The 25,131-nt window shown below is 75.4% G+C and carries 19 protein-coding genes and 2 riboswitches; of the genes, 11 read left to right on the top strand and 8 right to left on the bottom strand.

Going from position 1 to position 25,131, the window contains the following annotated elements; all coding sequences use genetic code 11:
* Positions 1–8: 8 nt before the first annotated feature.
* A complete protein-coding gene (locus tag ACWD3O_RS23845; RefSeq protein WP_451417287.1) occupies positions 9–2,309 on the bottom strand; it encodes a molybdopterin oxidoreductase family protein in 2,301 nt (766 codons plus the stop codon).
* Positions 2,306–3,385, bottom strand: coding sequence for an MFS transporter (locus ACWD3O_RS23840; RefSeq protein ID WP_451410174.1), 1,080 nt, complete (start codon positions 3,383–3,385; stop codon positions 2,306–2,308). Before ACWD3O_RS23840 ends, ACWD3O_RS23845 begins: the two co-directional genes overlap by 4 nt.
* Positions 3,386–3,511: 126 nt before the next feature.
* Between ACWD3O_RS23840 and ACWD3O_RS23835 the strand changes: the two genes are divergently transcribed.
* Positions 3,512–4,036: a YcxB family protein gene (locus tag ACWD3O_RS23835; RefSeq protein WP_451417286.1), complete on the top strand. Its 525-nt coding sequence runs from the start codon at positions 3,512–3,514 to the stop codon at positions 4,034–4,036.
* Positions 4,037–4,260: 224 nt separating this feature from the next.
* Positions 4,261–5,028 (top strand): alpha/beta fold hydrolase, encoded by a 768-nt coding sequence (locus tag ACWD3O_RS23830; protein WP_451410186.1) that lies wholly within the window; start codon positions 4,261–4,263, stop codon positions 5,026–5,028.
* Between the two features lie 19 nt (positions 5,029–5,047).
* Here the strand turns inward: ACWD3O_RS23830 and ACWD3O_RS23825 are convergent, their stop codons facing one another.
* Positions 5,048–5,890, bottom strand: a complete 843-nt coding sequence (locus tag ACWD3O_RS23825; protein WP_451417285.1) for a DUF1028 domain-containing protein — start codon at positions 5,888–5,890, stop codon at positions 5,048–5,050.
* 64 nt (positions 5,891–5,954) lie between these two features.
* Positions 5,955–6,159, top strand: a riboswitch (cobalamin riboswitch).
* 64 nt (positions 6,160–6,223) lie between these two features.
* Here ACWD3O_RS23825 and ACWD3O_RS23820 point away from each other — a divergent pair.
* From ACWD3O_RS23820 to ACWD3O_RS23805, 4 genes are read left to right on the top strand one after another with little or no spacing between them, the layout of a single operon-like run.
* On the top strand, positions 6,224–7,102 hold the full coding sequence (locus ACWD3O_RS23820) for a hypothetical protein (protein WP_451417284.1): 879 nt from the start codon (positions 6,224–6,226) through the stop codon (positions 7,100–7,102).
* A complete protein-coding gene (locus tag ACWD3O_RS23815; protein WP_451417283.1) occupies positions 7,099–7,788 on the top strand; it encodes a precorrin-8X methylmutase in 690 nt (229 codons plus the stop codon). Before ACWD3O_RS23820 ends, ACWD3O_RS23815 begins: the two co-directional genes overlap by 4 nt.
* Positions 7,785–9,335 (top strand): precorrin-2 C(20)-methyltransferase, encoded by a 1,551-nt coding sequence (locus tag ACWD3O_RS23810; RefSeq protein WP_451417282.1) that lies wholly within the window; start codon positions 7,785–7,787, stop codon positions 9,333–9,335. Before ACWD3O_RS23815 ends, ACWD3O_RS23810 begins: the two co-directional genes overlap by 4 nt.
* A complete protein-coding gene (locus ACWD3O_RS23805; protein ID WP_451417319.1) occupies positions 9,332–10,099 on the top strand; it encodes a cobalt-precorrin-4/precorrin-4 C(11)-methyltransferase in 768 nt (255 codons plus the stop codon). The genes ACWD3O_RS23810 and ACWD3O_RS23805 overlap by 4 nt, the downstream gene beginning before the upstream one ends.
* Here ACWD3O_RS23805 and cbiE read toward each other — a convergent pair.
* On the bottom strand, positions 10,071–11,321 hold the full coding sequence (cbiE, locus tag ACWD3O_RS23800; RefSeq protein ID WP_451410191.1) for a precorrin-6y C5,15-methyltransferase (decarboxylating) subunit CbiE: 1,251 nt from the start codon (positions 11,319–11,321) through the stop codon (positions 10,071–10,073). The two genes, ACWD3O_RS23805 and cbiE, sit on opposite strands and share 29 nt — an antisense overlap.
* 59 nt (positions 11,322–11,380) lie before the next feature.
* Positions 11,381–11,514, top strand: a riboswitch (cobalamin riboswitch).
* Between the two features lie 27 nt (positions 11,515–11,541).
* Here cbiE and ACWD3O_RS23795 point away from each other — a divergent pair.
* Genes ACWD3O_RS23795 through ACWD3O_RS23775 form a run of 5 tightly spaced genes read left to right on the top strand, consistent with a single transcriptional unit; the run spans position 11,542 to position 18,551 of the window.
* Positions 11,542–13,707, top strand: a complete 2,166-nt coding sequence (locus ACWD3O_RS23795; RefSeq protein WP_451417281.1) for a VWA domain-containing protein — start codon at positions 11,542–11,544, stop codon at positions 13,705–13,707.
* Positions 13,707–14,321, top strand: a complete 615-nt coding sequence (gene cobO, locus ACWD3O_RS23790) for a cob(I)yrinic acid a,c-diamide adenosyltransferase (RefSeq protein WP_451410193.1) — start codon at positions 13,707–13,709, stop codon at positions 14,319–14,321. Before ACWD3O_RS23795 ends, cobO begins: the two co-directional genes overlap by 1 nt.
* Positions 14,315–17,221 (top strand): cobyrinate a,c-diamide synthase, encoded by a 2,907-nt coding sequence (locus ACWD3O_RS23785; RefSeq protein ID WP_451417280.1) that lies wholly within the window; start codon positions 14,315–14,317, stop codon positions 17,219–17,221. The genes cobO and ACWD3O_RS23785 overlap by 7 nt, the downstream gene beginning before the upstream one ends.
* Positions 17,203–18,162: a cobalamin biosynthesis protein gene (locus ACWD3O_RS23780; protein WP_451417279.1), complete on the top strand. Its 960-nt coding sequence runs from the start codon at positions 17,203–17,205 to the stop codon at positions 18,160–18,162. Before ACWD3O_RS23785 ends, ACWD3O_RS23780 begins: the two co-directional genes overlap by 19 nt.
* Before the next feature lie 11 nt (positions 18,163–18,173).
* Positions 18,174–18,551, top strand: a complete 378-nt coding sequence (locus ACWD3O_RS23775; RefSeq protein WP_451410196.1) for a signal peptidase I — start codon at positions 18,174–18,176, stop codon at positions 18,549–18,551.
* Here the strand turns inward: ACWD3O_RS23775 and ACWD3O_RS23770 are convergent.
* From ACWD3O_RS23770 to cobN, 4 genes are read right to left on the bottom strand one after another with little or no spacing between them, the layout of a single operon-like run.
* The gene (locus ACWD3O_RS23770) at positions 18,521–19,318 is read right to left on the bottom strand and encodes a cobalt-precorrin-6A reductase (RefSeq protein WP_451417278.1); all 798 of its coding nucleotides are present in this window, start codon (positions 19,316–19,318) and stop codon (positions 18,521–18,523) included. The genes ACWD3O_RS23775 and ACWD3O_RS23770 overlap by 31 nt on opposite strands.
* Positions 19,315–20,796: a cobyric acid synthase gene (locus tag ACWD3O_RS23765; protein ID WP_451417277.1), complete on the bottom strand. Its 1,482-nt coding sequence runs from the start codon at positions 20,794–20,796 to the stop codon at positions 19,315–19,317. Before ACWD3O_RS23765 ends, ACWD3O_RS23770 begins: the two co-directional genes overlap by 4 nt.
* Positions 20,793–21,536, bottom strand: a complete 744-nt coding sequence (gene cobF, locus ACWD3O_RS23760) for a precorrin-6A synthase (deacetylating) (RefSeq protein ID WP_451417276.1) — start codon at positions 21,534–21,536, stop codon at positions 20,793–20,795. Before cobF ends, ACWD3O_RS23765 begins: the two co-directional genes overlap by 4 nt.
* Positions 21,533–25,114, bottom strand: a complete 3,582-nt coding sequence (gene cobN, locus ACWD3O_RS23755) for a cobaltochelatase subunit CobN (protein ID WP_451417318.1) — start codon at positions 25,112–25,114, stop codon at positions 21,533–21,535. The genes cobF and cobN overlap by 4 nt, the downstream gene beginning before the upstream one ends.
* Positions 25,115–25,131 lie beyond the last annotated feature (17 nt).

Genomic DNA, 25,131 nt, shown 5'->3' with positions numbered 1-25,131 from the left:
GGCGGCGCTCAGCTCCTTTCCGAGGTACCGCGGCCCTGGGACGCGGACGGCGGCAGGACGTCCGACAGCGCCGCCTGGACCTCCTCGTAGCTCTCCCGGCCGGGTGGCACCGGCGGCGCCGGCACCTCGTCGAGGCGTTCGGCGAGCTCCAGCCGGGCGGCGGCCACCTTGTACTCCGGGATCCGCGACCGCGGATCCAGCGCGTCCACCGTGAGCACGTTGGCCGCCACCGGCGACGGCCAGTGGTACGGCACGAACACCGTGTCCGGCCGGATCGCCTCGGTCACCAGCGCCGGGAACACCACGCTGCCGCGCCGGGTCACCACGCGCACCGGGTCGCCGTTGCGGAACCCCTGCGAGGGGTGCACCTCCACCCACGGCCTGGGCGTCTGCTCCACCAGCCCGCCCAGCCGGCGGGTCTGGGTGCCGGACAGGAAGTGCGCCACCGTCCGCCCGGTGGTCAGCGTCAGCGGATACTCCTCCGTGTGGACGTCCGCGGGCGGATGCCACTCCACGGTCTGCAGGTGCATCTTGCCGTCCGGATGGTAGGAGCGCAGGTCCTCGAAGAGCCGCGGGGTGCCGGGGTGGTCGGTGGACGGGCACGGCCAGGAGATCCCGCCGGTCTCCTCCAGACGCTCGTAGGTGATGCCGGAGTAGTCGACCAGCGCCCCCGCCGTCGCCACCCTCAGCTCCTCGAACACGTCCCGCGACCCGGTGAACGCGAACTTGTCGCCCGCCCCCAGCCGCCGCGCCAGCTCGCACAGCACCCAGGTGTCGGTGCGCACCCCCGGCGGCGGATCCTGCGCCTTGTTGTGCTTGACGACCCGGGCCTCGGCGTTCGCCGTCACCCCCTCGTCCTCCGCCCAGACCGTCACCGGCAGCACCACGTGCGCCTCCGCGGCGGTCTCCGAGAGGAAGAAGTCCAGCTGGACGTGGAACTCCAGCCGTTGGTAACCGTCCTTCACCGTGCGGTGGTTGGGGAGCGAGACCAGCGGGTTGTTGCACACGCCCAGCAGCCCGCGGATCTCCCCGCGCTGCATCTGCCAGACCATCTCCATCATCGACGTGCCGACACCCGGCAGTTCGGACTCGTCGATGCCCCAGATCTCGCAGATCTGCCGGCGGTGCTCCGGGTTCTTCAGGTCGCGGCCGCCCGGCAGCATGTCCGACTTCTGCCCGTGCTCCCGGCCGCCCTGCCCGTTGCCCTGCCCGGTCAGCGTGCCGTAACCGGCGCCCGGACGGCCCACGTTGCCGGTGGCCACGATCAGGTTCACCACGCTCAGGCAGTTCTCCACGCCCTGGGTCTGGTGCTCGATGCCGCGGGCGTGGCAGGCCATCGCGTTCTCGGCGCCCGCGAACATCCGCGCCACCTCGTACACCTGCGACTCGGGAATGCCGCAGATCTCCGCCGCCCGCGAGGGCGGGTAGTCCTGCACGCACCGCACGACCTCGTCCCAGCCGGTGGCGTGCGCGTCGACGAACTCCTGGTCGGTCAGGCCCTCGGCGATCACCACGTGCAGCACCGCGTTGAAGAACGCCGAGTCGGTGCCCGGCCGCAGCGCCACGTGGATGTCCGCCGTCCGGGCGATCGCCGTCTCCCGGGGATCCACGATGATCAGCTTCGCGCCGCGGTCCCGGCCGCCCCACACGTACTGGGTGAGCACCGGGAAGCACTCGCCGATGTTGCCGCCCGCCACCAGCAGGCAGTCGGTCACCAGCATGTCGGCGAACGGGTTGCCGGCCCGGTCGATCCCGAACACCGCCTTGTTCGCGGCGGCCGCCGACACCATGCACAGCCGCCCGTTGTAGTCCACGTGCCGGGTCCCCAGCGCGACCCTGGCGAACTTGCCCACCAGGTACGTCTTCTCGGTGAACAGGCTCGCCCCGCCCAGCATCCCGAAGGCGTCCCGCCCGTAGCCGTCCTGGATGCGCCGGATCTCCGACGCCGTGAAGTCCAGGGCCTCCTCCCAGCTCGCCTCGCGGAACGGCTCGTCACGGGAGGCGCGGATCAGCGGAGCGGTCAGCCGCTCCGGGTGGTTGACCTGCTGGTAGGCGTTGACGCCCTTCGGGCACAGCCGCATCCGATTGATGTCGTGGTTGCGGGGCTCCATGCCGAAGACCTTGCCCGCCTCGTTCACCCGCAGGTACAGGCCGCACTGCACGCCGCAGAAGCAGCAGTGCGTGGGCACCAGCGTCTCGCCCCGCTGGTCCGCGTGCCACCGGTCGGCGGGAATGCCGCCCGCGTCGCGGAAGGCCTGCGCCCCCGGGGGCGCCAGCGTGGGGTCGAGCGGAATCGTCGGCCGGGTCACTTGTAGCCCTTCTTCACGTTCTCGAGATAGGCGGAGCCGCGCAGCACCCGCTTGCAGCGGGGGCAGTACTCGGTCCACTCGTCGAAGTCGAGGCGCAGGTCGCGCATGGTGCCCCGCAGGTTCTCCACGTACGCGTCGGTGTCCACCGGCTCGCCGCACCGGCGGCAGGTGAAGACCTTCTCGTCCTGCCGCGCCGTGTACTTGAACAGCTGCATCCCCACGGCCGCGGGACGCTGGGCGATGTGGAAGAACTTCCCGAACGGCAGGTAGATCAGGGTGAACACCACCGAGATCATGTGCAGCACCATCAGGAACTCGTAGCCCTGGCCGTGCAGGAAGATGGCGGAGAAGGTCAGCAGCAGACCCGTCACCGAGATCACCACCAGGGCGATCAGGGGCAGCAGGTCGTAGGCGAAACGCTGGCCGGTCATCGCCCCGCGGTCGCGCATCCGCCGCCACAGGAAGTACGAGGCCCCGGCGATCACCAGGACGGCCGCGATGTCCAGGCCGTGGAAGAGCAGCCAGCCGAAGAAGCTCAGCGAGTCGAAGGTCAGCAGCTTCACGCCCCACATGCGCCACTCGTACGAAGGCCCGGGGCCGGTGGGAGAGGTGAACGTGAACCAGCCCCAGGTCAGCGGGAAGGTGATCACCGCGGCCAGCACACAGCCCCAGAACACCAGCTGGTGGGCCGCCCACCGGGCGTGCGAACGGGCGCCCAGGAACTTCTGGAAGCCGAGATAGGTGGCGATCATCCGCGGCACCGCGGTGGGGGCGCGGCGGAAGTTCGCCGCCGAGAAGAAGGAGCGCCAGCCCTGCTTGAACAGGCGGCGCGCGGCCGGCGCCGACACCCACACGGTGTACCGGTACACCAGACCGAAGACGAGGAAGACGGAGGCCGCCGCGTACGGCAGCAGCGCCGAGTCGAAGTCCCGCAGCAGTCTGCTGCCGAACACGATGGCCAGGATCAACAGGACGGCGGCCGCGGTGCCCGCCAGGGTCGCCCGGCCGGTCACCGAGAGCCGGTCGAGCCGTCGGGCCGGCCCGGGCGCGACGGGCGGGGGGTTGGACTCGCTCACACGGGCACACTAGGAGAGGGTGGGCCAGGAGTGCCCCATTTGCGCCTTCGGGCGGGTATGTCTCACTCCACCGGTCCCCCCGACCGGCACCACCTGGCCCGCGACAGAACAGGCAGCGAGACGCACGTGACCATCGACAGCCGGCGGAACGTTCCGCGCACCGACCGCATGGACATCCGCCACACCCCCACCGCCCGGGACTTCCGCGAAGCCCATCGCGCCCACGCGCGCGGCACGTCGGCAGGGCGCAGACGGCTCGCCGTCACCCTCGCGCTCACCGTCGCGGTCATGGCCGTCGGCATCCGCGGCGGCGCGGTCACCCTCCTGTCCCTGCTGATGGGCGCCGCCTACCTGTTCTTCGCCCTGGTCGCCCTGCCCCGGGCCCAGGCGGGACGCGCAGCCGCCAAGGCCGCCGAGGAAGGCGGGCAGCGGGTCCGTCTCGACGAGGCGGGGGTGCGCCTCACCACCGGCGCCGAGCAGCGCAGGTACGCCTGGACCGACATCTCCCGCTACCTGGAGACCCCGCGCCTCTTCCTCCTCGTCGGCGCCGACCGTGCCGCCCCCTGCCTGGCCGTGCTGCCCAAGGAGGGCTCCGGGGACCGGCTGCGCACCCTCCTCGACTCCCGGCTGAACCCCTCCCGGACGGACTGACCGAAACCCCGGCGCGGGCCCGGCCGCGCGTGTGAGGCTTCGGGCATGCGCGCAGGCGATCACGCCACGCCGTCCCGGCGCGGCACTCCGGGCGGTCGCCGATGACGACCACGCACCGGCCGCCCGCCGCCCGAGCCGCGCCCCCGGCGGCCCTGCGGCGCGGCCGCGGTATCGAGGCCCACCGGGACGACGCTTCGCGCGAACCGACCGGGAAGGAGCCCGACATGCCGTTCTTCAAGACCTCCGACGACATCGAGATCCACTACCAGCTCTGGGAGACGGAGTCCGACCGGCCGCTGGTCCTCCTGCACCACGGCTTCATCGCCGACGCCGACGTCAACTGGGTCGCCCCCGGCATCGTGCGGGTGCTCACCGAGACCGGCCGCCGGGTCCTCGCACTCGACGCCCGGGGCCACGGACGCAGCGGCAAGCCGCACGACCCCGAGCGCTACGGCGAGGCCCGCATGTCGGAGGACCTGCGCGAGCTGATGGACCTCCTGGACGAGGACGCCTACGACCTCGCCGGCTACTCCATGGGCGCCGTCGTCAGCCTGCTCACCGCCGCCCGGGACACCCGGATCCGCCGCCTGGCCGTCGGCGGCGTCGGAGCGGCGGTCGTCGAACTCGGGGGAGTGGACAGCAGGGTCGTCGGCGGGCCCGCCCTGGTGCGGGCGCTGACCACCGACGACCCCTCCACCGTCGCCGACCCCACCGCGGCCGGCTTCCGGGCCTTCGTCGACGCCCTGGGCGCCGACCGTCTCGCCCTCGCCGCCCACGCGCGGGCCATCCACCAGGAACCCATCGCGCTCGACGGGATCACCGCGCCCACCCTGGTCCTCGCGGGCGAGGACGACCCGCTCGCCGCCCGGCCTGAGGTGCTCGCCGACGCCCTTCCCGACGCCACCCTCAGGACCGTGCCGGGCGACCACTCCACCGCCGTCGGGGCGCCCGCCTTCGTGGCCGAGCTGGCCGCGTTCCTCAACACACCCTGATCCGCGGTCGGGCGGTGTGCTACCCCACCGGGTCGCCCGCCGCCCGCAGCCGCTCCAGGACCAGCGGATCGATCGCCCCGTCGACCAGCCGCTCCTCCAGGTTGGCGATCCCGGCCCACTCGCCCAGCGCCGCGTCCACCTCCATGCCGCGGTGCCCGAGCGCGGCCAGCCGGTCGGCGACCTCCCGCGCCAGCTCGCCCGTCAGCGGCAGCAGCGTCGCGGGATCCGGCCTGCCGAAGTACAGGTCGTGCAGGTCCAGCAGCCGGCCCAGCTCCGCCGACGGATCGGCGTGGTCGTCCACCCGCAGGTCCACCAGCACGTCGCTGCCGCCGCCGTACCCGCCGCCCGGCGTCACCACCAGCAGGGCCGCGCTCTGCCGGCCCCGGCTGTCGCCGCCCGCGCGGTCGCCGGCCAGCAGCGCGGCGTGCAGCCGCCGCGCCAGCGGCAGGTCCGGACCCGACTCCAGCCACGCCCCCTCCATCGACCGCACCACCTCCGGTCCGGTCAGGATGTTGCCCTGGATCGCGTAGCCGGGGCCCGAGACGCCGCCCGCCCAGGTCATGCACGCCCGTCCCGTCCAGGTCGCCGAGCCGCCGTCCCGGTCGACGATCCCGGCCTGCCGGTCGTCAGGGCGCTCGTCCCCGGCGAGCAGCGCGTCCAGGGTTTCCCGGGCCGACCGCCCCTCGTCCAGCAGGCGCATGCCGTCCGGCCGGTAGGCGAGATTGGCCAGCGCCTGCGTCGCGAGCGCGCCCACCCCCGCCCGCGCCGCCGGAACGGCCGCCCCCACGGCCAGGAACTTCGACGCGACGGCGACCCCGAAGCAGGTCCCGTCGGCACTGCGCGCAGCGATCGAGAAAGTCATGGCCGGACACTAACCCCCCGCGGCCCCCCGCTTCGAGGCCCCCGCCCACGGCCCCGGAACGGCACGGTAGGCTCATCGGGCCAGTCGAACTCCACGAGGTGGGGTCAGGGAACCCGGTGCGACTCCGGGACTGACGCGCAGCGGTGAGGGTGACGGTCGGGCACGCGTGGGCGCGGTGAGCGCAGCGCAGCCACTGGAGCGACGCTCCGGGAAGGCGCCCGTACCGGAGGAACCCGAGTCCGAAGACCTGCTGGCGCTGGCGGTGACGGGCCGCCAGGTCGACCGCGGGCCCCGCGAACGGGTCCCTGACCTCGAAGGACTCGTGTGTCCCCGATGGATTCCGCGTTCAGCTCCGCACGCCGTGCACGGCGCGACCGCTGCCCGGGCGTGCTCCGCCCCTGGCCGGCCGACGACGGCCTCCTGGTCCGTCTCCGCCTCGTCGGCGGCCGCCTCCCCACCGACTCCCTCACCGCTCTCTCGGCCGTCGCGCAACGCCACGGCGACGGCCGGGTCCACGTCACCGGACGCGCCAACCTGCAGATCCGCGCCCTGCCCGGCCACCAGGGCCGCCTCGGCACCGCCGTCCTGGCCGCCATCGAGGAGACCGGCCTGCTGCCCTCACGCACCCACGAACTGGTGAGGAACATCATGGTCTCGCCCCGCACCGGAGTGACCGGCGGCCGCGCCGACCTGCGACCGGTGGCCGCGGAACTCGACCGGCTGCTCTGCGCCGACCCGGCCCTCGCCGGGCTGCCCGCCCGCTTCCTCTTCGTCCTGGACGACGGCCGCGGCGACCTGACGACCCGCCCCTGCGACCTCGGTCTGGTCGCCCTCGACGCCGGCGGCGCACAGCTGCGGGTCGGCGACACCTGGGGACCGGTCGTCCCGCTGACCGGGGCGGCCGCCGCCCTCACCGGCCTCGCCCGGGACTTCGTGGACGCCCGGGGGATCGGACCCACGGCGCCCTGGCACGTCGTCGAGCTGGACGTCCCCCTCACGGAGCCCGTGCCCCCGGACCCAGGACTGCCCAGCCCCGCGCCACCTCTGCCACCGGGCCCCCTCCCCGAGGGCGGCCGCCACGTGCTCGTCACCGACGCGGGCATGTCCCCGCAGCTCGTCGCCGAACTGGCCGACGAGGCCCGCGCCGCCGGCGCGGGCGAACTCACCGTCACCCCCTGGCGCGGAGTGATCGTCCCGGGAGCCGCCGCATGACCACCACCACCGGCGCCGGTACCCCGGCGCCCCGCCGACCCGACCGCCACTACGACTACATCGCCGACGGGCCGGCCATCTACGTCGACTCCTTCGCCACCATCCGCCGCGAGGCCCGCCTGGACCACATCCCCGCCGAGGCCGAACGCCTCGCCGTGCGGATGATCCACGGCGCCGGACAGGTCGACCTGGCCGACGACCTGGTGATCCACCCCGGCCTGGTCGGCGCCGCCCGCGGCGCCCTGCGGGCGGGCGCCCCGATCCTCTGCGACGTCACCATGGTCGCCACCGGCGTCACCCGCGGCCGCCTCCCCGCCGACAACGATGTCGTCTGCCTCCTCGGCGACGACCGCGTACCGGACCTCGCGCGCCGCTGGCACACCACCCGCACCGCCGCGGCGGTCTCCCTGTGGGAGCCGCTGATGGAGGGCGCGGTCGTCGCCGTCGGCAACGCGCCCACCGCCCTGTTCCACCTGCTGGAGATGCTGATCGACGGCGCACCCCGGCCCGCGGCGATCGTCGGCTGCCCGGTCGGCTTCATCGGCGCCGCCGAGTCCAAGCAGGCCCTCACCGAACTCGCCGACCGGCACGGCATCGACATCCCGTACGTCACCGTCCACGGCCGCCGCGGCGGATCCGCCATGACGTCGTCGGCCCTCAACGCACTCGCCAAGGAGGAGGAGTGACCGGACGTTTCCACGGTGTCGGCGTCGGCCCCGGAGACCCCGAACTGATCACGCTCAAGGCCGCCCGGCTGATCGGCTCCGCCGACGTCGTCGCCTACCACGCCGGCGTCCGCAAGGAGTCCAACGCCCGGCGGATCGCCGCCTCGCTGATACCCCCCACCGCCGTCGAGGAGCGGCTGGTCTACCCGGTCACCACCGGCGTCACCGACCACCCCGGGGGCTACGCGGGCGCCCTGGCCGACTTCTACGAGGAGTCCGCCGCCCGGCTCGCCGCCCACCTCGACGCCGGACGCGACGTCGTACTCCTCTCCGAGGGCGACCCCCTCTTCTACGGGTCGTACATGTACATGCACGACCGGCTCTCGGAGCGGTACGAGACCGAGATCGTGCCCGGTGTCCCCGCGTTCGCCGCGGCGACCGCGGTCGCCGCCGCGCCGCTGGTCCGGCAGACCGACGTGCTCACCGTCCTCCCCGGCACCCTGCCCGAACCCGAACTCGCCCGCCGCCTCGCCGACACCGACGCCGCCGTGGTGATGAAGCTGGGCCGCACCTTCCCCGCCGTCCGCCGCGCCCTGGAGGCGGCCGGACGGCTGGAGCACGCCGTGTACGTGGAGCGCGCCTCCATGGAGGGCGAACGCCGGCTGCCCGTCGCCGAGGTCGACCCGGACACCGTCCCGTACTTCTCCCTGATCCTCGTCACCGGCGACAGCCGCAACGGCACCCGCTCACGGCGGCCCGGCGAACAGGACACGGCCGCGACCCGCGCGGAGGACCGGGCCCCGGAAGCGGCGGCGGCCCGCACCGCCGTGCCCGCCGCCGAACTCCTGGTCGTCGGACTCGGCCCCGGCCCCGAGGCATGGCTGACCCCCGAGGCCACCGCGGCGCTGGCCGAGGTGGACCACGTCGTCGGCTACGGCCCCTACGTCGACCGGGTGCCGCAGCGCCCCGGACTGACCCGGCACGCCTCCGGCAACACCGTCGAGATCGACCGCGCCCGCGCGGCACTGGAGCTGGCGAGGAACGGCGAGCGGGTCGCCGTGGTCTCCGGCGGCGACGCCGGCGTCTTCGGCATGGCCACCGCCGTCCTGGAGGCCGCCGAGGACCCCGCCTACCGGGAAGTCCCGGTGCGCGTGCTGCCCGGCGTCAGCGCCGTCCAGGCCGTCGCCGCCCGGGCCGGCGCGCCGATCGGCGGCGACTTCGCCGTCATGAGCCTCTCCGACCGGCTCAAGCCCTGGGAGGTCGTCGAACGCCGGCTGCGCGCCGTCGCCGAGGCCGACCTGGTGCTGGCCGTCTACAACCCGGCCTCCCGGTCGAGGACCGAGCAGATCGCCACCGCCCGCCGCGTCCTGCTCGAACACCGCAAGCCGGAGACCGTGGTCGTGGTGGGACGCGACGTCGGACGCGCCGGCGAGGAACTGACCGTCACCACGCTCGGCGAACTCGACCCGGCCACCATCGACATGCGGTGCCTGCTCATCGTCGGCGCCTCCGGCACCCGCGTCTCGGCGACCGGCCGCGTCTGGACCCCGCGGTGGGTGAAGCCGTGACCGTCCACTTCGTCGGCGCCGGCCCCGGAGCGGCCGACCTGCTCACCGTCCGCGCCGTGCGCCTGCTCGCCGAGGCCGGCACCGTCCTCTACCCGGGCACCTACCTCGACCCGAAGGTCCTCGACCACTGCGCCCCGGGCGCCCGGCTGGTGGACACCCAGCGGCTCGACCTCGACCGCATCACCGAGCACCTGGTCACCGCCCACCGGGCGGGGGAGCAGGTCGTGCGGCTGACCTCCGGCGACCCCTCGCTCTACTCGGCGCTCGCCGAACAGACCCGCCGCCTCGACGCGCAGGGCGTGCCCTGGGACGTCACCCCCGGCGTGCCCGCCTACGCCGCCGCGGCCGCCGTGGTGGGGCGGGAGCTGACCGTGCCGCTGCTGGCCCAGTCGGTGGTCCTCACCCGCACCCGGGCCCGGTCCACGCCGATGCCCGGCGCCGAGTCGCTCGCCGCGTTCGCCGCCACCCGCGCCACCCTGGTGCTCCACCTCGCCATCACCCGGATCCGCGACCTGATGGCGGAGATCGAGCCCGAGTACGGCCCCGACTGCCCCGTCGTCGTCGTGCACCGGGCGAGCCAGCCGCAGGAGTCGGTGCTCCGCGGCACCGTCGCCGGCATCGCCGACGCCGTCGAGGAGGCCGGGCTGCGGCAGGCCGCGGTCATCCTGGTGGGCCGGGCACTCGACCCGGCCCCCGGCGGGGAATCGTTCCTCTACGACCCCGCCCGCCCCCGCCTCAGCCCACCGTCAGGCTCCACTGGGTGACCGTCCGCGACGGCGTCCACCCGGTGAACGAGCCGATCGGCGCCGTCGTCTCCACCGCCAGGCGGGTCAACTCCCCGCCGTGGCGGCGGTAGGCGTCCGCCAGCATCGCCTCGGTCTCCAGCGTCACCCCGTGCACCACCAGCCGGCCGCCCGGCCCAAGCGCCCCGAGACATGCCTCCAGGACGCCCGGCCGGGTCGCCCCGCCGCCCACGAACACCGCGTCCGGAGCCGGCAGCCCGGCCAGCGCGTCCGGCGCCCGCCCGGTCACCACCCGCAGCCCCGGCACGCCCAGCCGGCCCGCGTTCCGCGCCACCCGCTCCGCCCGCCCGGCGTTCGCCTCCACGGCCGTGGTGCGGCAGGACGGGTGCGCCCGCATCCACTCGATCCCCACCGAGCCCGCCCCCGCGCCCACGTCCCACAGGTGCTGCCCCGGCGCGGGCGCCAGCCGGGCCAGCGCCGAGGCCCGCAGATCACGCCTGGTGAGCTGCCCGTCGTTCTCGAACGCGTCGTCCGGCAGCCCCGCGACCAGGCCGTAGGCCGGCGGCCCCGCCAACTCCAGCGCCAGCACGTGCAGTTCGGGCACGTCCTGGGGAGGTGACGCCAGCCAGCCGTCCGCCGTGGCCGCCAGCCGGGACTCCGTCGCCGCGCCCAGATCACCGAGCACCGTCATCACGGTCGCCCCGTACCCCGCGCCCGCCAGCAGCGCCGCCACCGCGTCCGGCGTCCGCGCGTCCGAGGACAGCACCAGCACCCGGTGACCGGGCGCCAACTCCCGCAGCAGCAACCGCGGATCACGGCCGACCAGTGTCACCACGGCGCACCGCTCCGACGGCCAGCCCATCCGGGCCCGCGCCAACGCCACCGAGGACACCGCGGGTTCGACCCGCACCGCCCCGACCCCCAGCAGGTCCAGGAGCGTCGTGCCGATCCCCGACACCAGCGGGTCGCCGGAGGCCAGCGCCACCACCCGCGCCCCGCCGACGGACTCCAGCAGGGCCGGCAGCCCCTCCCGCAGCGGCGAGGGCCACGCCTCCCGGCGCTGCCCCGCGACCTCCGGCAGCATCGCCAGGTGCCGCCGCCCGCCCAGCACCACGTCCGCCCCCAGCACCACCCGCCGCAACCGCTCGGGCAGCGAGGCCCAACCGTCGGCGGCCACGCCGACGACGGTGACCCGGGGGGCCGCGATTTCGGGAAGAAGGGGAGGGGGCGTGCCGATCGTCATACCCCTGACGCTATCGTGGTCGATCACAGGCACGAGGTGCCCCTACGGCCCAGCCATCGGAAACGGTGAGGACGGTCCACGGGGAGAATCTGGGAAGCCCGGTGAGAATCCGGCACAGGCCCGCTGCGGTGAACCGAGCCTCGCTCACGAGGACTCGGCAAGTCCGAAGACCGGCCTCGCGCCCGCCCTTTACGGATGGCGAAACGAGCGGGAGCCTCACATGCCATTGGTGCGTTCGCACTACCCCTTTTCCGCGATCGTCGGCTGCGACGCCGCCGAACTCGACGACCTCGGCCTCTCCCTGGTCCTGACCGGCATCTCACCCGCCATCGGCGGCGTCCTGGTCCGCGGCGAGAAGGGCACCGCCAAGTCCACCGCGGCCCGCGCGCTCGCCGCCCTGCTGCCGCCCGTCGGCGTCCACCCCCAGGACCGGTTCTCCACCGACCCCGCGGACCCGGACGACGACTCCCCGGACGGCCCCTTCGACCCCGGCACGCCCCTGGAGAGCCGCCCGGTCCGCCTGGTGGAACTCCCCGTCGGCGCCACCGAGGACCGCGTCCTCGGCTCCCTCCACCTCGAACAGGCCCTCTCGCACGGCAAGGTGGCCTACGAACCCGGCCTGCTGGCCCGCGCCCACCGCGGCATCCTCTACGCCGACGAGGTCAACCTCCTGCCCGACCACCTGGTCGACCTGCTCCTCGACGCCGCCGCCACCGGCCGGGTCACCGTCGAACGCGACGGGTTCTCCATGGAGCACGCCGCCCGGTTCCTGCTCATCGGCACCATGAACCCGGAGGAGGGCGAACTCCGCCCCCAGCTCCTCGACCGGTTCGGCCTCACCGTCGAGGTCGCCGCGCCCCGCGACCCCGCGGCCCGCGCCGAGGTGGTGCGCCGCCGGATGGCCTACGACGCCGACCCCGCCGCCTTCACCGCCCGCCACCGGCCGGCGGAGCAGGCCCTGGCCGCCCGTGTCGCCGCCGCCCGCGAACGGCTGTCCCGGGTCACCCTGTCGGACGCCGCCCTCGGCAAGATCGCCGAGATATGCGCCGCGTTCGACGTCGACGGTCTGCGCGCCGACATCGTCACCGCCCGCACCGCCGTCGCCCACGCCGCGTGGGCCGGGCGGACCACCGTCACCCGCGCCGACATCCGCCGCGCCGCCCGGCTCGCCCTGCCGCACCGCAGGCGCCGCAACCCCTTCGACGCGCCCGGGCTCGACGAGGACCTGCTCGACCGGATCCTCGGCGACGACGAACTCCCCCCGGACCCGCCCACCCCGCCGGAGGGCGGGGGACCGGACGGACAGGACGACGGCCCCGACCAGGACGGCCCGCAGGACGACGCCCCCGGCGACGACCCGGCAGCGGGGGAGGACCCCGGCGGCCCCCACCAGGAGGACACCGGCCACCGGCCGGGCCGGGACGACCGGCCCACCTCCGCCGGCGCCGCGGCCTACACCGCCGTCGCGGCCGACACCTCCGGCACGGACGGCACCGCCCCCACCGACACGCCCGCCACCCCCGACGGCGGGAAGCCCGGCGACACGGGGCCGAAGGCCGACGGCCGGACCACCACCGTCCAGGCCACCGCCCCCTACCGCCCCCGCCTCCTCACCGTCCGCGGCACCGGCGAGGGCACCGACGGCCGCCGGAGCCGCGCCATCGGCACCCGCGGCCGCCGCGTCGGCACCGCCCGGCCCGGCCGGCACGCCCGCGGACCCCTCCACCTCGTGGAGACCGTGCGCGCCGCCTCCGCCCGCACCGCGACGACGCGGCCCGGCGGCCGCCTGCGCCTGCGCCCCGAGGACCTGCGCACGGCCGTCCGTGAGGGGCGCGAGGCCAACCTGGTCCTGTTCTGCGTCGACGCCTCCGGCTCCATGGCCGCGCGCAGGCGCATGGTGCAGGTCAAGACCGCCGTGCTGTCCCTGCTCCTGGACGCCTACCGCCGCCGCGACAAGGTCGGCCTGATCACCTTCCGCGGCACCGCCGCCGAACTCGCCCTCCCTCCCACCCACTCCGTCGACATCGCCGCGGCCCGCCTGGACGACCTCCCGGCCGGCGGCCGGACCCCGCTCGCCGAGGGCCTGCTCGAGGCCGCCCGCGTCGTCGCCCGCGAACGCCGCCGCGACCCACGGCTGCGCCCCCTGCTGGTCGTGGTCACCGACGGCCGCGCCACCGGGGGCAAGGACGCCGTCGCCCGCTCCCTGCACGCCGCCGACCAGGTCGCCTCGCTCGGCGTCAGCACCGTCGTCGTCGACAGCGAGTCCGGGCCGATGCGCCTCGGCCTCGCCGCGCACCTGGCCGCCCGCCTGCACGCCGACCACCTGCCCGTCCGCGAGGTCAGCGCCGCCGCGCTGAGCACCGCCGTCCGAGAGAGGGCCGCCTGATGCCCCAGGGACAGCCCACCACCGTCCCCGACGACGGCCTCACCACCCGCCAGCGCCGCAACAAGCCCCTCCTCGTCGTCCACACCGGCGACGGCAAGGGCAAGTCGACCGCCGCCTTCGGCCTCGCCCTGCGCGGCTGGAACCAGGGCTGGCGCATCGGGGTCTTCCAGTTCGTCAAGTCCGCCAAGTGGCGCATCGGCGAGCAGACCGTCCTCGAACGCCTCGGCCGGCTCCACGAGGAGACCGGCGAGGGCGGCCCCGTCGACTGGCACAAGATGGGCTCCGGCTGGTCCTGGACCCGCAAGCAGGGCGACGGCGAGGACCACGCCGCGGCCGCCGCCGAGGGCTGGGCCGAGATCAAGCGCCGCCTCGCCGACCAGACGTACGACCTGCTGGTCCTCGACGAGTTCACCTACCCCATCGCCTGGGGCTGGATCGACGTCGAGGACGTCGTCACCGCCCTGCGCGAACGTCCGGGCCGCCAGCACGTGGTCGTCACCGGCCGCCGCGCCGCCCCCGAACTGCTCGAGGTGGCCGACCTCGTCACCGAGATGACCAAGATCAAGCACCCCATGGACGCGGGCCAGAAGGGCCAGCGAGGCATCGAATGGTGACCCCCGACCCGACCGGGCCGCGGGACACACCGGACGGGCGCCTGCCGCGGATCATGATCGCCGCACCGATGACCGGACAGGGCAAGACCACCGTCGCCACCGGCCTGATGGCCGCCCTGCGCGACGCCGGGCACACCGTCAGCGGCCACAAGACCGGCCCCGACTACATCGACCCCGGCTACCACGCCCTCGCCACCGGCCGCCCCGGCCGCAACCTCGACCCCCACCTCGTCGGCGAGGAACGGGTCGCGCCGCTCCTCCTCCACGGCGCCCGGGGCGCCGACCTCGCGGTCGTCGAAGGCGTGATGGGCCTGCACGACGGACGGATCGGCGGCGACGGCTTCGCCTCCACCGCCCATGTCGCCGCCCTCACCCGGACCCCCGTCGTCCTGGTCGTCGACATCTCCCGCATGTCCCGCTCGGCCGCCGCGATCGTCGAGGGCATGGCCGCCTACGACCTGTCCGTGGAGGTCGTCGGCGTCATCCTCAACAAGGCCGGCTCCCGGCGCAACGTCGCCGAGATACGCCGGGCGCTGCGACTGCCCGTGCTCGGCGTCGTCCACCGCGACGAGGGGATCGCCGCCCCCTCCCGGCACCTCGGCCTGGTCCCCGCCTCGGAACGCGCCGACTCCGCCGAGGCCGTGCGACGCCTCGGCGAAAGCATCGGCCGCCAGGTCGACCTGGACGCGATCCTCGCCCTCGCCCGCAGCGCGCCGCCGCTCGACGCCCGCGCCTGGAACCCGGCCGACGAGGTGACCGCCCCGGCCGGGGCCGCCCGCCCCGTCGTCGCCGTCGCGGGCGGCCGCGCGTTCACGTTCCGGTACGCCGAGACCGACGAACTCCTCACCGCGGCGGGCTGCGAGGTCGTGCCCTTCGACCCGCTCACCGACACCGCCCTGCCCTCCGGCACCCGGGGCCTCTACCTCGGGGGCGGCTTCCCCGAGGTCTACGCCGCGGAACTCGCCGCCAACCGACCGCTGATGGCCGAGATCCGCGAGGCCGTCCGGGCCGGGGTGCCGACCGTCGCCGAATGCGCCGGGCTGCTCTACCTCGCGGAGACCCTGGACGACACCGCCATGGCCGGCGCCGTCCCCGCCCACGCCCGGATGGCCGAACGCCTCACCCTCCGCTACCCGCGGGCCCTCTCGCCCGGCGACACCCTCCTCACCCGGGCGGGGGAGCGGGTCACCGGGCACGAGTTCCACCGGACCGTCACCGCGCCCGCCGCCTCGGCCGCCACCCCCGCCTGGGAGATCGACGGTCTGCCCGAGGGCTTCGCCTCACCGTCCTTGCACGCCTCCTACCTGCACGTCCACTGGGCCGGTCACCCCCGCCTCGCGCAGCGGTTCGCCGCAGCGGCGACCGGGACCGCGGCGGCACCCGTCCCGGGGCCGCGGTCCGCCGCGGCCCTCGTGTCCGCCCCGGCGCAGGTGTCCGCCCCGGCGTCCACGCCGGCGCCGGGGGCAGGCGAGGCAACGGCGGCAGTCGTGGCGCCCGCGACCCCCGAGGGCGGCCTCGCGGCACCCAGCCGCGGCCTCGCGGCGCCTGCGGGCAGCCTGGCGGCGCCTGCGGGCAGCCTGGCGGCGCCTGCGGCACCTGGTGGCGGCCTCGCTGCACCTGTGGGCGGCCTGGCGGCGTCCGCGGGCAGCCCGGCGGCGCCTGCGGGCAGCCTGGCGGCGCCTGCGGCACCTGGTGGCGGCCTCGCTGCACCTGTGGGCGGCCTGGCGGCGCCCGTGGTGTCCGCGGGCAACCTGGCGGCGCCCGAGGCATCCGTGGGCAGCCCGGCGGCGCCCGTGGCATCCGCGAGCGGTCTGGCGGTATCCCCGGGCGGCCGGGCGGCGCCTGCGGCACCCGCGGGCGCCCTCGCGACCCCCGTGGCGGACCCGTTGCGGCACCACGGTGACGTGGAGGCCCGTGACGGACTCCTGGACCTCGCCGTCAACGTCTACTCCGGCGAGCGCCCCGACTGGCTCGAGCGCGCCCTGCGCGCCGGCATCGCCGAGGCCGCCGCGTACCCCGACCCGGAACCCGCCCGCCGGGCCGTCGCACGGCGCCACGGGCGGCCCCCGGCCGAGGCGCTGCCCACCGCGGGGGCGGCCGAGGCCTTCACCCTGGTCGCCCGGCTGCGGCCCTGGCGGCGCCCGGTCGTCGTCCACCCGCAGTTCACCGAGCCCCACGCCGCCCTGGAACAGGCCGGACACACCGTCACCACCGTGCTGTGCCGGGACGCCGACGGCTTCGCCCTCGACCCGGCCGCCGTGCCCGAGGACGCCGACCTGGTGGTCGTCGGCAACCCCACCAACCCGACCGGCGTCCTCCACCCGGCGGCCGCCGTGCGGGCCCTGCGCCGCCGCGGCCGGCTGGTCGTCGTCGACGAGGCGTTCATGGACGCCGTCCCCGGCGAGCCGGAATCCCTGGCCGACGACCGCTCGGAGGGACTGCTCGTCATCCGCAGCCTCACCAAGCACTGGTCGATCCCCGGCATCCGCGCCGGCTACGTCGTCGGCGACCCGGCCGTCGTGGGGGAGCTCGCCCGGGCCCAGACCCCGTGGGCGCTGTCCTCCCCGGCCGTCGCCGCCACCGTCGCCTGTACGGCCCCGCAGGCCCTGCCGGAGGCCGACACGCGCGCCCGCCTGCTGACCTCCTGGCGGGAGTACCTCCAGGACGGCCTCGCCGACGCCGGCGTCCCGTTCGTGCCGTCCGCCGCGCCCTTCGTGCTGGCGCGCCCGGGGGAGGGGGTGCACGGCCTGCTCCGCGCTCACGGCGTCGCCGCCCGGCGCGCCGACACCTTCCCCGGACTCGACCCGTCGTGGATCCGCCTGGCGGTCCGCCCGCCGGAGACCACCCGCCGTTTCCTCGACGCCCTCGCGGAGGTACGGGCATGCGCCCCTCGCGCCTGAACACCCGGGCCGCCGGTCTCCTGCTCGGTCACCTGGCCGACCGGCTCCTCGGCGACCCGCGCCGCCTCCACCCGGTGGCCGGCTTCGGCACCGTCGCCGCCGCGCTGGAGGAGAGGCTGCACGCCGACTCCCGTGCCCGCGGGACCGCCTACACGGCCCTGCTGGTCGGCGGCGCCGCCGCCCTGGGCGTCGCCGTGGAGCGGGCCGCCGCCCGGCACCCCGCGGCGCACCTGGCCGTCACCGCCGCCGCCACCTGGGCCGTCCTCGGCGGCCGCTCCCTGGAACGCGAGGCCACGGCCGTCCACACCCGCCTCGCCGCTCCCGACCTGCCCGCGGCCCGCACCCGGCTGCGCTCCCTGGTGGGAAGGGACACCACCACCCTGGACGACGCCCAGATCGCCCGCGCCGTGGTGGAGTCGGTCGCCGAGAACACCTCCGACGCCGTGGTCGCCCCGCTCGTCTGGGGCGCCGTCGCGGGAGTGCCCGGCCTGCTCGGCTACCGTGCGGCCAACACCCTCGACGCCATGGTCGGCCACCGCACCCCGCGCCACGAGCGCTTCGGCTGGGCCTCCGCCCGCCTGGACGACCTCCTGAACCTCCCCGGCTCCCGTCTCGCCGGCATCCTCACCGCCGTCACCTCCCCAGCCGGTCCGGCAGCGCCCCTGCGCGCCTGGCGCCGGGACGCCGCCGCGCACCCCAGCCCCAACGCGGGTGTCGTGGAGGCGTCGTTCGCCGGCGCCCTCGGCATCCGCCTCGGCGGCACCAACCGGTACGGCGCCCGCACCGAACACCGCGCCGTGATGGGCGACGGGCCGCAGCCCGTACCCGCCGACATCCCCCGCGCCACCGCCCTGGCACGCCGGGTCTGCCTGGCCGCCGCGATCACCGCCGCCGCGGGCGCCGCGGCCTTGCGCCGCAGGTCCGGGGCGCGCGGCTGTTAGGGTCCGGGCCCATGGACGACAGCGTGTACGTCGGCAACGCCGGCCAGGACGCGGCCCTGGACCGGGGCTGGCTGCTCGGGCACTTCAAGGACGCGGGCGACCCGCGGCACAGCGAGGCCGTGGAGATCAAATGGGGTGTCCACCCCAAGGGCGACACCCGCGCGCAATGGGTGCGCGGCGAGCGCCGCACCGCCCTGCAGGTCCTCGTCAGCGGTCGCTTCCGCGTGGAGTTCCCCGGCCGCAGCGTGGTGCTGGAACGGCAGGGGGACTACGTCGTCTGGGGCGAGGGCGTCGACCACTCCTGGGTGGCGGAGGAGGAGTCGGTGGTGCTCACCGTGCGCTGGCCGTCCCTCCCGGGCTACGCGGTACCCGCCCCGGAGACGGGCTGACCGTCCGCCGTCGTCCAGGGAGCCGTCCCGCCCGCCGTAGCGCGAGCCGCCTCGCGTACCCAGGCGAACGCCTCGGCCACGTCGTGCACCACCGGTACGCCGTACCCGTCGGCGGGCCGCCGCACGAGCACCACCGGCACCCCGAGTTCGCGGGCCGCCGCCATCTTGGGCCAGGTGTAGGTCCCGCCGGAGTCCTTGGTCACCAGCACGTCCACGGCGTGCTCGCGGAACAACTCCCGTTCGCCCGCGAGGGAGTACGGCCCCCGGCTCGTCACCAGCCGCCAGGCGGCCGGAAGTTCGAGCTCCGGCACGTCGACGACACGCGCCAGCACCGCCGAGGTCCGCAGGGCCGGGACGAACCGCGCCAGCTCCTGCCGCCCCACCGTCACGAACGGGCGCCTCCCCAGCCGGGCGGCGACCTCGGCGGCCTCCTCGTGCGAGCCGGCGTACGTCCACGCCGGGTCCGGGTCCCAGCCCGGGCGCTCCAGCCGCAGCAACGGCACCCTTGAACTCCCGCACGCGGCAACCGCGTTGGCGGTCATCCCGCGGGCGAACGGATGGGTGGCGTCCACCACGGCGTCGAAGCCGTCCAGCGCGGCCAGCAGCCCCGGCACCCCGCCGAACCCGCCGATCCGCACCTTGCCCACCGGCAGCCGGGGCCGTGCCACCCGTCCCGCCAGCGAGGACGTCACGTCCACCCCCGCGTCCACCAGCAGCGCCGCCAGCTCACGCGCCTCCGACGTCCCGCCCAGCAACAGCAGCCTCACCGCACACCTCCGGGTGGCAGCAGGGGCAGCCCCCGCGGCGCCCCGTCCCGCGCCAGCGCCTCCAGCGCGTCCACGTCCAGGTACTTCTCCGCCAGGTCCCCCAGCCGCTCGACGCGCGCCTCGCGGGCCTCCCCGAACCGCACGCCCGACGGCGCGAGATCCAGCGTCGCGGCGAGGAACGCCTCCCGGAACGCGTCGCCCTCCAGGCTGCCGTGCCACATCGTCCCGAACACGGTGCCCGACCGGGCCCCGCCCAGGAACTCCTCGGCCCCGCCACCCACCGTGATCCGCCCGTGGTGGATCTCGTACCCGGACGCCGGTGCGCCGAGCGCCGAGCCCTCGGGCAGCCGCAGCGTCTTGTCCACCGCGAAGTCCGTGCGCACGTCGAGCAGTCCCAGCCCTTCCGCGAAGGCCCCCGGCCCGGCCTCGACCCCGTCCGGGTCGCGGACGGTCCGCCCCAGCATCTGGAACCCCCCGCAGATCCCCAGCACCGGGCGTCCCCGCCGCGCGTGGTCCACCACGGCCCGGTCCAGTCCCCGCGCCCGCAGCCACTCCAGGTCGGCCAGCGTCGACCGGGTCCCCGGCAGTACCACCAGGTCCGCGTCCGACAGGTCCCGCGGGTCCGAGGCGAACACCACGTCGAGGTCCGGCTCCAGACCGAGCGCGTCCACGTCCGTGAAGTTGCTGATCCGCGGCAGCCGCACCACCGCCACCCGGCGCACGGCGTCCCCGCGGGCCCGCCGGCCCGCCAGGTCCAGGGCGTCCTCCGAGTCCAGCCACAGCCCCGGGTCCCACGGCAGCACACCGAACACCCGCCGCCCGGTGATCCGCTCCAGATCCTCCAGCCCCGGCCTCAGCAGCCCCACGTCACCACGGAACTTGTTCACCACGAACCCGGCGACCAGCGCCTGGTCGGCCGCCTCCAGCAGCCCCACCGTGCCGTACATCGAGGCGAACACCCCGCCCCGGTCGATGTCACCGACCACCACCACGGGCAGCCCGGCGTGCCGGGCCAGCCCCATGTTGACGTAATCGCCCGCCCGCAGATTGATCTCCGCCGGGCTCCCCGCGCCCTCGGCCACGACCACGTCGTACCGGGCGGACAGGTCGTCGTAGGCGGCGTGCGCCGCCTCGGCCAGATGACGGCGCCCCGCCTCCCAGTTCGCCGAGGACACCGCCCCGGCCGGCTGCCCCATCAGCACCACATGACTGCGCCGGTCCGTGCCCGGCTTCAGCAGCACCGGATTCATCTCCGGCTCCGGCACCGCGCGCGCCGCCAGCGCCTGCACCCACTGGGCACGCCCGATCTCCGCCGCCACGCCGTCCCGGCCGAGGCAGACCATCGAGTTGTTCGACATGTTCTGCGCCTTGTACGGCGCCACCCGCAGCCCGCGCCGCGCGAACGCCCGGCACAGCGCCGTCGTCACCACGGACTTCCCGGCGTCCGAGGTGGTCCCCGCGACCAGCAGCCCGCTCATCGCGCCGCGCCCTTCCTCAGCAGACACACGTCCATCACCCAACCGGCGGCCTCCCGGGCCCGGGCCCGCGCCCGCACGATCTCCGGCAGCACCTCGCCGACCCGGCCGGCCGCCAACTCCTCGCTCTCCGTGCCGAGATTGGCGCCCCACCAGACCCGCCAGTCCTCCAGACCCTCGAACCGCGGCTCGGACCCGAGCATCACCACGATGTTCTCCTGCCCGGCGGCGACCGCCTCGGCCAGCCGCCGGGCGGTGGTCACCTGCACCGGCCGGCCCACCTCGTGCAGCACCATCCGGTGCCGCGCCGCCAGCAGTTGAGGCGCGCTCACCCCCGGCAGCACGTCGTACTCCACCGGCACCACGGCCCGCTCGGCGATCCGCTCCACGATCCGCACCGTCGAGTCGTACAGCGCCGGATCGCCCCACACCAGGAACGCCGCCGTGCCGCCCCGGGCGGCCAGCACCCGCTCGTAGGCGGCCACCCGGGCCTCGTGCCAGGCGGCCACCGCCCCCGGATAGTCCTTCGGGTCCCGGCGGTCCCGCTCCGGGTCGGGCACCTCCACCAGCTCCACGCCGTGCGCCGCGCACACCGCGCGCCGCAGCTCCAGCAGCCCGTCCTCCTCGGACTTGCGGGCCGCCACCGCGTAGTCGCAGTCCCGCAGCGCCTCCACGACCTCGGCCGTCAGGTGCCGCGGCCCCATGCCGATGCCGAGGATCCGCACCCGCACCGCCACGCTCACTCGGACCGCTCCTCCAGCTCGCCCTCGACCTCCAGGTAGACCTCGGACATCGCCTGCAGCGTCGCGGGGTCGGGCTCGGCCCACAGGCCGCGCTCCGCCGCCTCGTGCAGCCGCTCCACGATGCCGTGCAGCGCCCACGGGTTGGAGCGCCGCAGGAACTCCTGCGTCTCCTCGTCCAGCACGTACTCGGCGGCCAGCTTCTCGTACATCCAGTCGTGCACCACGCCGGCCGTGGCGTCGAAGCCGAAGAGGTAGTCCACCGTCGCCGCCAGCTCGAAGGCACCCTTGTAGCCGTGCCGGCGCATCGCCGCGATCCACCGCGGGTTGACCACGCGCGCCCGGAAGACCCGGGCGGTCTCCTCGGCCAGCGTGCGGGTGCGCACCGCGTCCGGCGTGGTGGAGTCGCCCACGTACGCCTTCGGGTCCGCGCCGGTCAGCGCGCGCACGGTGGCGATCATGCCGCCGTGGTACTGGAAGTAGTCGTCGGAGTCCGCGATGTCGTGCTCGGCGCTGTCGATGTTCTTCGCCGCCACCTTGATCCGCCGGTAGTTGGCGCGCATGTCGTCCGCCGCCGGCACGCCGTCGAGACCGCGTCCGTACGCGAACCCGCCCCACGCCGTGTACACCTCGGCCAGGTCGCGGTCGTCACGCCAGCTGCCGGACTCCACCAGCTGCAGGATGCCCGCGCCGTAGGAACCGGGCTTGGAGCCGAAGATCCGCGTGGTGGCGCGGCGTTCGTCCCCGTGCTCCGCGAGGTCGGCCCGGGCGTGCGCCCGCACGTAGTTCGCGTCGTCGGGCTCGTCGAGCGCGGCGACCATCCGCACCGCGTCGTCCAGCATCGCCACCACGTGCGGGAAGGCGTCCCGGAAGAAGCCCGAGATCCGCACCGTCACGTCGATCCGGGGGCGGCCCAGCTCCTCCGGCGGCACCACCTCCAGCCGCGACACCCGCCGGGACGCCTCGTCCCACTCGGGCCGCACGCCCAGCAGCGCCAGCACCTCCGCGACGTCGTCGCCGGAGGTCCGCATCGCCGACGTCCCCCACACCGACAGGCCGACCGACCTCGGATACTCCCCGGTGTCTTGGAGGTGCCGCTCCACCAGCGACCGGGCCATCGCCTGACCGGTCTGCCAGGCCAGCCGCGAAGGCACCGCCCGGGGGTCGACGGTGTAGAAGTTCCGCCCGGTCGGCAGCACGTTCACCAGGCCGCGCAGCGGCGACCCCGAGGGGCCCGCGGGCACGTACCCGCCGGCCAGCGCGTGGACCACATGGTCCAGCTCCTCCGTCGTCCGCGCCAGCCGCGGCACCACCTGCTCGGCGGCGAACTCCAGCACCCGCCGCACCTCGGGATCGTCGTGCAGCGCGGCGGCCGCCCCGGGGCTCCAGCCGGCGGCCTCCATCCGCTCCACCAGCTCGCGCGCACGCGCCTCCACGCCGTCGACCGACTCCAGCCGCTCGTCGTCCTTCAGGCCCAGCGCCTTCCGCAGCCCGGGCACCGCCCCGCCGACCCCGCCCCACACCTGGGCGGCCCGCAGGATCGCCAGCACCAGGTTGACCCGCGCCTCGCCCTCCGGGGCCTCGCCCAGCACATGGAGACCGTCCCGGATCTGCGCGTCCTTGATCTCGCACAGCCAGCCGTCGACATGGAGCAGGAAGTCGTCGAACTCCTCGTCGTCCGGGCGCTGTTCGAGCCCGAGGTCCCGGTGCATCTCGGCGGCGCGCATCAGCGACCAGATCTCGCCCCGGACCGCCGGCAGCTTCGCCGGGTCCATCGACGCGATGTTCGCGTGCTCGTCCAGCAGCTGCTCCAGGCGCGCGATGTCGCCGTAGGACTCGGCGCGTGCCATCGGCGGGATCAGGTGGTCGACGACGGTGGCGTGCGCCCGCCGCTTGGCCTGCGCGCCCTCGCCCGGGTCGTTCACCAGGAACGGGTAGACCAGCGGCAGCGAGCCGAGCGCCGCGTCGGTGGCGCACTCCGCCGACAGCGCGGCGTTCTTGCCCGGCAGCCACTCCAGCGAACCGTGCTTGCCCAGGTGGACGAGCGCGTGCGCGCCGAAACCGTTCTCCAGCCAGCGGTAGGCGGCCAGGTAGTGGTGGCTCGGCGGCAGCGACGGGTCGTGGTAGATCGCCACCGGGTTCTCCCCGAAGCCGCGCGGCGGCTGCACCAGCACCACCACGTTGCCCGCGCGCAGCGCGGCCAGCACGATCTCCCCGGCCTCGTTGACGAAGAGCCGGCCCGGGGCGGGACCCCACGCCTCGGCCATCGCCTCCCGCAGCCCCTGCGGGAGGTCCGCCGTCCATGCCGCGTACTGGTCGGCGGTGATCCGCACGTGGGCGTCGGTGAGCTGCCCGGAGGTCAGCCACTCCTCGTCCTGCCCGCCCGCCGCGATCACCGCGTGGATCAGCGCGTCGCCGGCCTCCTGGTCGTCCGGCAGGTCCAGCCCGGGCAGTTCACCGGGGGCGCCCAGGTCGTAGCCCTCCTCCCGCAGCCGGCGCAGCAGCCGGACCGCGGAGCGGGGCGTGTCCAGACCGACGGCGTTGCCGATCCGGGAGTGCTTGGTCGGATACGCCGACAGCACCACCGCGATCCGCTTGTCCCCGTTCGGGACGTGCCGCAGCCGGGCGTGGTTGACCGCGATCCCCGCCAGCCGGGCGCACCGCTCGGGGTCCGCGACGTAGCGGGGCAGCCCGTCCCGGTCGATCTCCTTGAAGGAGAACGGCACGGTGATGATCCGCCCGTCGAACTCCGGGATGGCGATCTGGCTGGCCGAGTCCAGCGGCGTGACGCCGTCCTCCGACGCCTCCCACTCGGCCCGCGAACTCGTCAGGCAGAGCCCCTGCAGCACCGGGACGTCCAGAGCGGCCATCCGCTCCACGTCCCACGCCTCGTCGTCGCCCCCGGCACCCGCCGACGCCGGGACGCTGCCACCGGCCGCCAGCACGGTCACCACCAGCGCGTCGAACCCGCCGAGCGCCGCGTACAGCTCGTCCGGCGCCGACCGCAGCGACCCCGCGAACACCGGCACGCCCACCGCGAGACCGGTGGCGTCCACCGCGTCCGCCAGGTCGTGCGCGAACGTCGCGTTCCCGCCGGCCTCGTGCGCCCGGTAGTAGAGGATCCCCACCCGGGGGAGCGACGGGTCGCGCGGCGCCCGCTCGGCGAACCCCCACAGCGGCACGGCCTCCGGCGGCTCGAAGCCCTCACCGGTCAGCAGCACGGTGTCGGAGAGGAAGGCGTGCAGCCGCCGCAGGTTGGCCGGGCCGCCCTCCGCCAGGTAGCGGTGCGCGTCGGCGGCCACCCCCACCGGGACGGTCGAGTGCTCCATCAGCTCGGCGCTCGGCTGGAGCTCGCCGCCGAGCACCACCAGCGGCGTCCCCCGCTCCCGGACCGCGGCCAGCCCCGGCCACAGGTCGTGCGGGGAGCCGAGCAGCCGCACCACCACGAGGGCGGCACCCTCCACGGCGGCGGCGAGTTCCTCGTCGGAGGCCCGGGACGGATTCGCCCACGCGTACGCGGCGCCACTGGCCCGCGCGGAGAGCAGATCGGTGTCGGACGTGGACAGCAGGGCAACAGGCACGGTCAAGGCCGTGATCC

The sequence above is a fragment of the Streptomyces sp. NPDC002640 genome (assembly GCF_053592575.1).
Note: the sequence above shows the minus strand (reverse complement) of the source record. Positions and strands in the feature narration are given on the sequence as shown.